Source organism: Brevibacterium picturae (assembly GCF_030453725.1).
GTDB lineage: Bacteria > Actinomycetota > Actinomycetes > Actinomycetales > Brevibacteriaceae > Brevibacterium > Brevibacterium sandarakinum_A.
This window is the reverse complement of the sequence record NZ_JAKDJU010000239.1, coordinates 1-3,536: the sequence shown is the minus strand read 5'-3', so window position 1 is coordinate 3,536 and position 3,536 is coordinate 1. Positions and strand designations below refer to the sequence as shown.

Here is a 3,536-nt window from a genome sequence, read left to right as displayed (position 1 = left end):
GTCATGGCGCTCGAACGCGTCCCCGCGGACATCCGCGCTCAGGGCGGAGTGGCCCGGATGAGCGATCCCGACCTCATCGACGCCATCACCGCGGCCGTGTCGATCCCGGTCATGGCCAAGGCCCGGATCGGGCACTTCGTGGAAGCACAGATCCTCGAGAACCTCGGCGTGGACTACATCGACGAGTCCGAGGTCCTCTCCCCCGCCGACTTCGTCAATCACATCGACAAGTCTGTCTTCACGGTTCCATTCGTCTGCGGTGCGACCAACCTCGGCGAGGCTCTGCGCCGCATCACAGAAGGTGCGTCGATGATCCGGTCGAAGGGTGAAGCCGGCACCGGAGATGTCTCCGAGGCGATGCGCCATCTGCGGACCATCAATTCCGAGATCAGGGCGCTGGGAGCCAAGAGCGAAGACGAGCTCTATGTTGCCGCCAAAGAAATCGCGGCCCCATACCACCTGGTCAAACAGGTCGCCGGCCTGGGCCGACTGCCCGTCGTGACCTTCGTCGCCGGCGGTATCGCCACACCTGCCGACGCAGCCATGATGATGCAGCTGGGCGCCGACGGCGTCTTCGTCGGCTCAGGAATCTTCAAATCCGGCAACCCGGAAGCCCGCGCCAAGGCCATCGTCGAGGCGACCACCCACTTCGACGATCCCAACGCCGTCGCGAAGGCCTCGCGTGGGCTCGGCGATGCGATGGTCGGCATCAACGTCGCCGACGTTCCCGCGCCCCACCGCCTGGCAGAGCGCGGCTGGTGAGAGTCGGCGTCCTCAGCCTCCAGGGAGCCTTTCGGGAACATCTCAAGGTGCTCGACTCCCTGGGGGTGAGCTCTCGTAAGGTCACCAGGCCGGAGCACCTTGACGGCCTCGATTCGATCATCCTGCCCGGGGGTGAGTCATCGGCCATGGTGCGCATCGCGGCCGGCACCGGGCTCTTCCCCGCCCTCGGTGATCGCATCGGTGCAGGGCTGCCGGTCTTCGGCACGTGCGCAGGACTCATCCTCCTCGCCGATCGACTCACCGATGATTCGCTGGACGGCTTCGACCGCCTCGGCGGGCTCGACGTCACTGTGGCACGCAATGCCTACGGCAGACAGCGAGAGTCGTTCTGCGCATCTGTTCAGGTCAGCGGGTTCGAGGAGGACTACGAGGCAACATTCATCCGGGCTCCGCAGATCGTGGAGAACGGGGCCGGAGTCGAGGTGCTCGGCCAACTCGGCGAAGCGCCGGTGCTGGTGCGCAAGGGCAATATCTGGGGTGGCAGCTTCCATCCGGAACTGGGAACCGACACGAGGATCCACGAACAATTCCTGGGGGCACAGGTCGGTGGCAGGTCCGAGCGAGCCTGCGCCGCTACGGTCCCAGCAGCGTCAGCGAACGAGTTCCTGTCCGCAGGTCCAATCGGCGGCAGTCACCGATGAGATCACCGTCGAGCTGGACCGGCTCCGGGGCGTCCAATCTGATGCTGGCTCCGGTTCCTGCCCAGTAGCGCATCGCTGGATTCGACGCCGGACGACGGTGCACGCAGTCCCTGGCGATCTGCGCCCATTCGCCGAGGCGGTCGCCAAATGTCGTCGAGGTGAGGGCGACGGCCAGGAACTCGAATTCTCCCGTGGTCGGCTCGGCACGGTCGAACACGGGAATCGGACCCGCGGGTCGTGCGGTCTTCGATGCCATCACCGACCACACCTGTGTCGGTGCATCAGCTGTCGGTGGGTCGTTCGCCTCGGTGATCTCCACGGTGAAGAGTTCGGCGAAGAGCGCCGCGGCGGCACCGCAGGCATACCCGAGGATGTTCCGCCCCAGAAGTCCCGGCAGTCGTGTTCGCCGGTCGATGGTCCTGGCGTCTCCCCCGATTCCGGCCAGAGACAGGAAGTGCTCGCGCCGGGAGCCGTCGGCGGTGAGGCAGTCCGCCTCGTTGACGGGAACGTCGCGGATGCCCCCCGCCTGTCCGCTCAGGTACGCCTTCACCAGATGGAGGGCGTGGGCTGACGAACGTATTCCGATGTGCCGTGACAGGACGTTCGCTGTGCCAGCAGGAATGATGAGCACGGGCACCTCTTTCCCGGCCAGGGTCGTGGCACAGGCGCGCAGCGTTCCGTCTCCGCCGAGCACGACCATGAGGTCGGCGCCCCAGTCGAGCAAGCCCGTCGTCTGTTGGGCCCCTGGCCAGTGCGGGGTCGTTGTCGCGCTGCGATACGGGACTCGCCGACGGCTGAGCAGTTCAATGAGGTGTCCATAGGCGCGCATGGTCCGAGCGTGCTTGGGATTGACGAGGATTCCGACCTTCATCGCTGCTTCAGACGAAGGCGGGGTGGGAGGCGGCAACAGCTTCAGCCCGATCAACGTCGACGTGCTGGGCATCGAAGGGATCGATGATCAGCCGTGGACCGGTCTTCCGCGGTGAGCGTTTCCAGGTCGCAAGTACCCGGGTGCCGTCGATGAGGGTGTTCTTGAACATTCCGTTGCCACCGGGGACAACGAGCTTCTCGTGGGCCGGATCCAAGGTGGCGCTGCGGTCCTTGTAGCCGAGGATGATCTCGTCGAATCCCGGCAGCAATAGGAGTTCGTTCGCACGCGAGCGACACTCATGCAATCGGTCGGACAGCTCTGGTGCTTGATAATGTTCACGGCCATCGATGCTGACTTCGACGATCTCGTCGGCGGATACGGCCGCGGCCAGGGCCGTGCGCACAGGCGTCTTGGGCAGTCCCGTCCACCGGGCGGCGTCCTCGACCGTCACCGGTCCGTGGCTGAGGACGTAGCGACTCATCCATTCGTGCAGAGCCGCCTCGTCGTCGAGTTCGAGGGGGTTCGGAATCCAGTCTGCGGTGAGGACGTATTTCATGTCGTCCTTGCCCTCGACCATCGGCCCCTGGGCGATGACGTTGCGCAGCGCCAGGGTGGTGATGAGATAGCGCTCGTGCCCGTATTCCTTACCCGCCTGCAGCGGTTCGAAGGCGTCGAGCAGTTCCTGACGGGTCAACGGTCCGCGGTCACGAATCGCCTCTTCAGCGAGCTGCGCCGCGGCGTCGACCATCGCATCGTCGACGCCGAAGAGCTCTCGGCGTTTGGCTACGGCTTTCAAGGTCCGCTGTCCGGTCAGTCCCAGGACCCATCCGAGGTCGTCGGCCCCGACCAGGTGAATCGTTCCTCGCTGCGTCCACGTCCGGACGATGTCTCCAGCGTCCATGGCTTCTCGGACTGCGGTCACCGAGGTGCCCGTGCGCAGTGCGATCGAGACCAGGGCACCGCCCAGCGCCTGAGCCTGCACGCATCCGAGGTCTCTCACAACCGACAGCGGCGTGGGTGTCTTCGAAGCCGGCGCATCGACGAGTTCCTGGGAGATCAGTCGAGCCGCTGAGACCTGGTGTGAGTCCATGAACTCACGATAGACCACGGCATTGACCGGAGCTGGGAAATTCCCGACAGGTGTCTCACCTTGCCCTCTTGACAAATCTCTCTACGTATCAGCCCAGAATGTCGATGAGTCCCGGCACGGGAACCCGCGGCAATGCGCCGGAGGTCGCGAA

4 protein-coding genes are annotated in these 3,536 nt (G+C 65.1%); 2 read left to right on the top strand and 2 right to left on the bottom strand.

Going from position 1 to position 3,536, the window contains the following annotated elements; genetic code table 11:
* A partial coding sequence (gene pdxS, locus L0G76_RS14840) for a pyridoxal 5'-phosphate synthase lyase subunit PdxS (RefSeq protein ID WP_304357926.1) occupies positions 1–762 on the top strand: 762 nt, incomplete at its 5' end.
* Positions 759–1,424: a pyridoxal 5'-phosphate synthase glutaminase subunit PdxT gene (gene pdxT / locus L0G76_RS14835; RefSeq protein ID WP_304357925.1), complete on the top strand. Its 666-nt coding sequence runs from the start codon at positions 759–761 to the stop codon at positions 1,422–1,424. The genes pdxS and pdxT, both read left to right, overlap by 4 nt.
* On the opposite strand, the gene L0G76_RS14830 is transcribed toward pdxT, so the two are convergent.
* Positions 1,357–2,295 carry a diacylglycerol/lipid kinase family protein gene (locus L0G76_RS14830; RefSeq protein ID WP_304357924.1) on the bottom strand — a complete coding sequence of 313 codons (939 nt, stop codon included), beginning with the start codon at positions 2,293–2,295 and terminating at the stop codon, positions 1,357–1,359. The genes pdxT and L0G76_RS14830 overlap by 68 nt on opposite strands.
* Before the next feature lie 7 nt (positions 2,296–2,302).
* Positions 2,303–3,385 carry a winged helix DNA-binding domain-containing protein gene (locus L0G76_RS14825; protein WP_304357923.1) on the bottom strand — a complete coding sequence of 361 codons (1,083 nt, stop codon included), beginning with the start codon at positions 3,383–3,385 and terminating at the stop codon, positions 2,303–2,305.
* Positions 3,386–3,536: the final 151 nt, after the last annotated feature.

Excerpts from the sequence above, each read along its gene's own strand:
- L0G76_RS14830 (WP_304357924.1), bottom strand. The coding sequence starts at position 2,295 with ATGAAGGTCGGAATCCTCGTCAATCCCAAGCACGCTCGGACCATGCGC.
- L0G76_RS14825 (WP_304357923.1), bottom strand. The coding sequence starts at position 3,385 with ATGGACTCACACCAGGTCTCAGCGGCTCGACTGATCTCCCAGGAACTC.